The following is a 7,372-nucleotide window of genomic DNA, read 5'->3' as shown; positions in this document are numbered from 1 at the left end:
GGTATCCGACGCTCAGCTTAAATACCTAATACCAATTTGACTTAATACTTGCTCACTTTGAAGGAGTAAATCTGACGCTAACAGCGTTAAAAATTTTTTATTTAGAACAACTAAATAGCTAAATTTTTGCCTTGCCTACAGGATGTAGGTACCTCGGCGAGAGCAGGACGCGGAAGCGGTGTTATCGACAAGATTTTCTCGCCTCAAAATAGCCTACTTAATTAAGAAAATTGGTATAGTTTTGGAATAACAGCTAGCGCTTGCTATTGTTGCGACCGAGTCAGACACAAAAAAACCCAAGCAATGCTTGGGTTTTTTCATCTCAGCCAGCGCTATTACTTTAGCAATGACTCAGTCAATACTGGGCGAATTTCTTTTACAATTGCTTGGCAAAGCTTAGGTGCGCCGCAGATGATGTTGCCACTACGGTTAAAGTTAGCGCCACCTGCAAAGTCAGTGACCATACCACCTGCTTCTTTTACTAGCAACTCACCGGCTGCTGTATCCCAAGGCTTAAGACCAATTTCAAAGAAACCATCCACTCGACCCGCTGCAACATATGCCATATCTAGTGCAGCTGAGCCTGCACGGCGGATATCAGCGGTATGAATGAATAATGCTTTGAACGCTTCTAGGTAAGCATCCATATGGTGCTTTTGCTTGAAAGGGAAACCTGTTGCAAGCACAGTACCTTGTAATTCAATAGACTTAGATACACGAATACGCTTATTGTTTAGCTGCGCGCCTTGACCACGAGAAGCGGTAAATAATTCATCGCGGATTGGATCGTATACAACTGCTTGCTCTACGCGGCCTTTAACTCTTAGCGCGATAGAAACAGCATAATGAGGAATCCCTTTAACGAAGTTAGTAGTACCGTCTAGGGGATCGATAACCCAAAGGTAGTCTGCATCTTTGCCTTCGTGGTGACCAAATTCTTCACCAACAATAGCGTGATCAGGGTAAGATTTTAAAATAGTGTCACGAATGATTGATTCCGCATCTTTATCGATGTTTGTAACTAAATCATTGGTGCCTTTTTGAGTAGCTTCAACGCGCGATAAATCTTCACTTGCACGTAGGATAACCTTACCCGCGTTACGCGCAGCGCGTACCGCAATGTTCAACATTGGATGCATAGCATTACCTTTAGGTTGTAAAAGAACAGGATCATTTTGAGCCGGCGTATTCTAGCGGTTTTTTCTCTAAAGTAAACATCTAATAGAGAATTTTTCTGGGTGTTTTTTGTACATTCATGCTGTGTATAGGATTTTTATTTCCCCAGAGTTGAATTTGGCTTAACACCGCTGAGATATGCTACACTGCGTCATTATTTTTGTTTGAGACTCGTGTAAATGGCTTTAGAAGATATTCGAATCGTATTAGTAAACACCTCACACTCTGGCAATATTGGCTCTGTCGCAAGGGCAATGAAGACGATGGGGTTATCTAAACTCTATTTAGTTGATCCTGCGTGTGAAGTGGACAGTCATGCCAGTGCGCTGGCTGCCGGTGCAACGGATGTACTTGGTGCTGCAATTAAAGTCGATACACTTCAGGAGGCAATTGCTGATTGTGCTTTAACAATAGGCACTAGTGCTCGTTCACGTACCTTATCATGGCCAATGGTCGACCCGCGTGAATGTGCGCAAAAACTAGTAGCAGAGTCAGTAAATGCTCCCGTTGCATTAGTATTTGGCAGAGAGAATAGTGGCTTGACGAATGAGGAATTACAGCTTTGTAATTACCATGTGTGTATTCCAGCAAACCCAGAATATAGCTCGCTGAACCTTGCAATGGCGGTGCAAACACTCGCCTATGAAACACGAATGACGTATCTGGATACGCTTGATAAGCAGCCTGAAGAAGTTGATGAAACAATTTATCCTTCATCAAAACAAATGGAGCTATTTTACGAGCATCTCGAGAATACCTTAAATGATACAGGCTTTATCATTAAACAGCATCCAGGCATGGTGATGACTAAACTGAAGCGTTTGTTCAATCGTGCCAGACCTGAAGATCAAGAGCTTAATATTTTACGTGGGATATTAAGTTCAGTGGACAAATCTACCAAAAGATAAAATGAACACTCAGTTGGCATCGGTGAGCACCCTACACCGGTGCTTCTCATTTTGACCCTCCTAAAATAGTTTGATTGACCCTTCATATTTTTGCATAAATCTTCAACAGTAATACTTGACTAAAATACTCAGGTAATTACAATATCGATAATACCTGATTAAATTACTCAGGTATTAGGGTGAAGCATACAAGGTTTGTCGGTCTAAAGCCGTTTTTATGCTTGGTTAATACTTGACTATCCTAGTCAAGTAATTAAAATTTGCGGCTTGGTAAATTAGCGGGGATTGTGCATGAAACTAACATCAAAAGGCAGATACGCCGTGACAGCAATGTTAGATGTTGCGTTACACGCAAGTATTGGCCCTGTTCCACTAGCAGATATCTCTGAAAGACAAGAGATTTCGCTATCTTACCTTGAACAATTATTTGCCCGTCTACGTAAACATGGTTTAGTCAGCTCTGTACGCGGCCCTGGCGGCGGCTATTTACTAGGCCGTGATGCGCACACAATTTCTGTTGGTGATGTGATTAATGCCGTTGACGAGTCCGTTGATGCGACCCGTTGCCACGGCGAGGGCGGTGGTTGCCAAAGTGGTATGCGCTGTCTGACTCACTCTTTATGGTCTGACCTAAGTGTGCGAATAGAAGAGTTTTTAAATAATATTTCCCTAGCAGAGTTAGTCGCTGATGCAGATGTGCAATCTGTAGCAACGCGACAAGACAAGCACGTAAGACGTGCAATTGAGCAATTAGACAATATTCAAGTGAGCTGTCAACTCTAAGTTGACGTCAAGCGGAGAGATAAATGAAATTACCGATATATCTAGATTATGCAGCAACCGCACCGGTTGATCAGCGTGTTGCAGACGAGATGATGCAGTGCCTGACAATGGATGGTAACTTTGGTAATCCAGCTTCTCGTTCACACCGTTTCGGTTGGCAAGCAGAAGAGCTGGTTGATCAGGCGCGTAATGATATCGCTGATTTAATCAATGCTGATCCGCGTGAAATCGTTTTCACATCTGGTGCAACTGAATCAAACAACCTTGCCATTAAAGGTGCCGCGCAGTTTTACAAAAAGAAAGGTAAGCACATCATCACGGTACGAACAGAGCATAAAGCGGTGCTAGACACGTGTCGTGAGCTTGAGCGTCAAGGCTTTGAAGTCACTTATATGGATGTGGAAGAGAACGGCTTGCTTGATCTTAAAAAGTTAGAAGCTGCAATGCGCGAAGACACTGTTTTAGTGAGCGTAATGCACGTTAATAACGAACTGGGTGTGATCCAAGATATCGCGACTATCGGTGAAATGTGTCGTGAGCGTAAGATTATGTTCCACGTTGATGCAGCACAAAGCGCCGGTAAGGTGCAAATTGACCTACAAGCATTAAAGGTCGATTTTATGTCATTCTCTGGCCATAAAATTTATGGTCCTAAAGGTATAGGCGCGTTATATGTTCGCCGTAAACCACGCGCGCGTTTAGAAGCACAAATGCACGGTGGCGGTCATGAGCGTGGTATGCGCTCAGGTACGCTTGCGACACACCAGATTGTAGGGCTGGGCGCTGCATGTAGAGTTGCCAAGCAAGATTTTGAAAAAGACCATGCACATATCAGCGCGCTGCGTAAGCGTTTGCTAGATGGTGTTATGGATATGGATGAAGTTTACTTTAACGGTGCTATCGATCAATCAGTACCTGGCATTGTAAACATTAGCTTTAATTTTGTTGAGGGTGAGAGCCTACTGATGGCGGTAAAAGATATCGCTGTTTCTTCTGGCTCAGCATGTACATCGGCAAGCTTGGAGCCATCTTATGTACTACGTGCATTAGGACGTAACGACGAACTTGCACATAGCTCAATTCGTTTTAGTATTGGTCGTTTTACGACAGAAGAAGAGATCGATTACACCGTCAATCTGATCAAAGATTCAATAGGTCGCCTACGTGAGATGTCGCCACTTTGGGAAATGCACCAAGATGGCATCGATTTAGATAGCGTTGAGTGGGCACACCATTAAGCAAGTTTTGGCCGCTGGCTGGATACGCTCCAGCCGCAAGCAGGTAGTGAGGAAATAGTTATGGCTTACAGTGATAAAGTTATCGACCACGTTGAGAATCCACGTAATGTAGGTTCTCTAGACAAAAATGATCCAAACGTTGCAACTGGCATGGTGGGGGCGCCTGCATGTGGTGACGTGATGAAGCTACAAATCAAGGTTTCTGATACAGGTATCATTGAAGATGCAAAGTTCAAAACCTATGGTTGTGGTAGTGCCATTGCATCTTCATCACTTGTAACAGAGTGGGTGAAGGGCAAATCATTAGAAGAAGCTGCGACCATCAAAAACACAGATATCAGCGCTGAACTTGAGTTGCCACCGGTGAAGATCCACTGCTCAATTTTAGCCGAAGATGCGATACAAGCTGCGATTGCAGACTACAAGAGTAAACAAGCGAAGTAAGAGAATATTATGGCAGTGACGTTAACAGATGCAGCCGCTAATCGCGTATTAGCCTTTTTGAGTAACCGTGGAAAAGGCATTGGGCTGCGCGTTGGTATAAAAACCACGGGCTGTTCAGGTCTTGCTTATGTTCTTGAATTTGTCGACGACTTAGATGAAGGCGATGAGGTTTTTGAAGACAAAAACGTAAAACTCATCGTCGATGCGAAGAGTCTAGTTTATATTGACGGCACAGAGCTAGATTACACAAAAGAAGGTCTGAACGAAGGGTTTAAATTTAATAACCCAAATCAGAAAGACGAATGTGGCTGTGGCGAAAGCTTCACCGTATAGTTTGCAACAGTGAATAGCTTAAAGCCCTGCCTTGGTGGGGCTTTGCTGTATTAGGTGCGTATGCGTTATTTTGAATTATTTGATTTACCTGTCGAGTATCACGTTGATTTAAATAAATTGAATCAAGGCTATCTGGAGCTACAACGTGCGGTTCACCCAGATAGGTTCGCTGGTAAAGGTGAGCGTGAGAAACTACTTGCGGTCCAAAAAACAGCTGAGATTAACGATGCGCTGGCAGTACTTAAGCACCCTGTTAAGCGTGCTGAATATATGCTGAGCGAGAAGGGCGTTGATATTAGAGCTGAGCAACAAACACTGCAAGATCCCCTGTTTTTAATGCAGCAAATGGAACTGCGTGAAGCATTAGAGGAGCTCCCTAATACCACGGACCCAGACAGCGCAATTGCAGAATTTGAAACTCAAATTAAAGCGTTAGATATAGAGTTTAGCGCCTCCCTTGCTGAACAGCTTCAAAGCGATGATACGAACGTATTGGAAGCGGCAGCCGATAATATTCGCAAGCTGAAATTTGTCTACAAATTACGCGATGAATTAGCACGTATCGAAGATGATTTATTCGATTGATGATGTGTAACATCAACAAACGTTAAAGTGAAAAGAGCATTATGGCATTATTGCAAATTGCTGAGCCGGGGCAGAGCGCGGCACCTCATGAGCATAAATTAGCAATTGGTATCGATTTAGGTACCACTAACTCTCTTGTTGCCACGGTGCAAAGTGGCGAAACAAAAACCCTGAGCGACTTAATGGGTAAGCCCATGTTGCCTTCGGTAGTAAGGTATACTGACTCAGAGGTTATAGTAGGTGAACAAGCCCAAGCTGCTTCTGCTGAAGACCCGACTAATACGCTTATTTCTGTAAAACGTTTTTTAGGTAAAACGCAATCTGAAATAGAACAAAGCTATGGCCAGTTGCCTTATAACTTTGTCGATAATAACGGTTCGCTTGCTATTGAAACTGTGGCAGGCGCTGTAAGCCCAGTACAAGCCTCCGCTGAAATTTTAAAAACATTACACCAACGGGCTATTGATAGCTTTGCAGGTGAAGATGTAATGGGCGCGGTGATCACCGTACCTGCGTATTTTGATGATGCGCAAAGGCAAAGTACAAAAGATGCAGCCGAGCTTGCTGGTCTGAAAGTATTGAGGTTGCTTAACGAGCCGACCGCAGCGGCAGTAGCTTATGGCCTAGACTCTGGTCAAGAAGGTGTTATCGCGGTGTATGACCTCGGTGGTGGTACGTTCGATATCTCTATCTTACGCCTGAATCAAGGGGTGTTCGAGGTATTATCAACAGGCGGTGATTCGAGCCTTGGTGGTGATGATTTTGATTCATTGCTGGTCGACTTTTTTAAGCAGCAAACTCAACTATTTGATTTAAATCCAAAAGAACTACGCCTGTTTATCAATAAGGCGAGAGCCTGTAAAGAAGCACTATCAAGTTACGAGACCGTAAACGTTGAGCTACCTGTTCGTGAGCAAAAATTTGTTGTGACGATTACGCGCCAAGCATTTGCTGAACTTGCGATGCCGTTGGTTAAAAAAACCTTACGCTCTTGCCGTCGTGCGTTAAAAGATGCTGATGTGACCCAAGAGGAAGTACTACAAGTTGTGATGGTTGGAGGCTCGACCCGCATGCCAGTAGTACGAGAAGAAGTCGGTAACTTCTTTGCCAAAGAGCCTCTTACCTCAATTGATCCAGACCGTGTTGTGGCACTAGGCGCTGCTATTCAAGCTGATATTTTAGTAGGTAACAAGCCAGACTCTGATATGCTGCTGCTTGACGTATTGCCATTATCTTTAGGCTTGGAAACTATGGGGGGATTGGTTGAAAAAATTATTCCGCGCAATACCACCATTCCGGTTGCACGTGCACAAGAATTTACTACTTTTAAAGATGGTCAAACGGCTATGGCACTGCATGTATTGCAAGGTGAGCGAGAGCTCGTTGATGATTGCCGTAGTTTAGCGAAATTTAGTCTCAAAGGTATACCGCCAATGGCTGCCGGTGCTGCGCATATTCGTGTGACCTTTAGAGTGGACGCTGATGGTCTATTGAGTGTGTCGGCTGAAGAAAAATCGACTGGTGTTCAAGCTGAGATCCAAGTTAAGCCATCATTCGGTTTGAGTGACGATCAAGTAGCGCAAATGCTTAAAGACTCAATGAGTAACGCAAAAGAAGACATGAGTGCTCGGATGCTTAAAGAACAGCAAGTTGAAGCGCTACGAGTATTAGAAGCGCTAGAAGCATCATTAGCCACTGATGGTAACTTGCTGCTGGAAGACGAACTTCATACGCTACGTACTGCAATGACAGAGCTTGCTAACATTCGTGAAAGTGCAGAAAACCCAGAGCAAATCAAAAAGGCGATCGAAGAAGTCGATCAGGCGAGTAGCGATTTTGCTTCACGTCGTATGGATCAATCAATTAAGAAAGCACTGCAAGGGCAGTCGGTAGACGAGGTGTAAT

The 7,372-nt window shown here is 43.9% G+C and carries 8 protein-coding genes; 7 read left to right on the top strand and 1 reads right to left on the bottom strand.

What is annotated here, in order from left to right; all coding sequences use genetic code 11:
• Positions 1–335: 335 nt before the first annotated feature.
• Complete coding sequence (suhB, locus tag EAG18_RS21345) at positions 336–1,139, bottom strand: inositol-1-monophosphatase (protein ID WP_125254366.1); 804 nt, start codon at positions 1,137–1,139, stop codon at positions 336–338.
• Positions 1,140–1,355: 216 nt separating this feature from the next.
• Here suhB and trmJ point away from each other — a divergent pair, with 216 nt between their 5' ends.
• The 7 genes from trmJ to hscA all read left to right on the top strand — a co-directional run bounded on the left by trmJ (position 1,356) and on the right by hscA (position 7,371).
• On the top strand, positions 1,356–2,084 hold the full coding sequence (gene trmJ / locus EAG18_RS21340; protein WP_125254365.1) for a tRNA (cytosine(32)/uridine(32)-2'-O)-methyltransferase TrmJ: 729 nt from the start codon (positions 1,356–1,358) through the stop codon (positions 2,082–2,084).
• A gap of 291 nt (positions 2,085–2,375) precedes the next feature.
• Entirely contained in the window at positions 2,376–2,867 is a 492-nt protein-coding gene (gene iscR, locus EAG18_RS21335) for a Fe-S cluster assembly transcriptional regulator IscR (RefSeq protein WP_125254364.1), read from the top strand.
• A gap of 23 nt (positions 2,868–2,890) precedes the next feature.
• Complete coding sequence (locus EAG18_RS21330; protein WP_125254363.1) at positions 2,891–4,105, top strand: IscS subfamily cysteine desulfurase; 1,215 nt, start codon at positions 2,891–2,893, stop codon at positions 4,103–4,105.
• Between the two features lie 60 nt (positions 4,106–4,165).
• Complete coding sequence (gene iscU / locus EAG18_RS21325; RefSeq protein ID WP_125254362.1) at positions 4,166–4,549, top strand: Fe-S cluster assembly scaffold IscU; 384 nt, start codon at positions 4,166–4,168, stop codon at positions 4,547–4,549.
• Positions 4,550–4,558: 9 nt separating this feature from the next.
• Complete coding sequence (iscA, locus tag EAG18_RS21320) at positions 4,559–4,882, top strand: iron-sulfur cluster assembly protein IscA (protein WP_125254361.1); 324 nt, start codon at positions 4,559–4,561, stop codon at positions 4,880–4,882.
• 60 nt (positions 4,883–4,942) lie between these two features.
• Positions 4,943–5,467, top strand: coding sequence for a co-chaperone HscB (gene hscB / locus EAG18_RS21315; RefSeq protein ID WP_125254360.1), 525 nt, complete (start codon positions 4,943–4,945; stop codon positions 5,465–5,467).
• A 41-nt stretch (positions 5,468–5,508) separates the two neighbouring features.
• The gene (gene hscA, locus EAG18_RS21310) at positions 5,509–7,371 is read left to right on the top strand and encodes a Fe-S protein assembly chaperone HscA (protein ID WP_125254359.1); all 1,863 of its coding nucleotides are present in this window, start codon (positions 5,509–5,511) and stop codon (positions 7,369–7,371) included.
• Position 7,372 lies beyond the last annotated feature (1 nt).

This window comes from Pseudoalteromonas sp. J010, assembly GCF_003934235.1.
GTDB classification, from domain to species: domain Bacteria; phylum Pseudomonadota; class Gammaproteobacteria; order Enterobacterales; family Alteromonadaceae; genus Pseudoalteromonas; species Pseudoalteromonas peptidolytica.
This window is presented reverse-complemented; position numbering and strand designations above follow the sequence as displayed.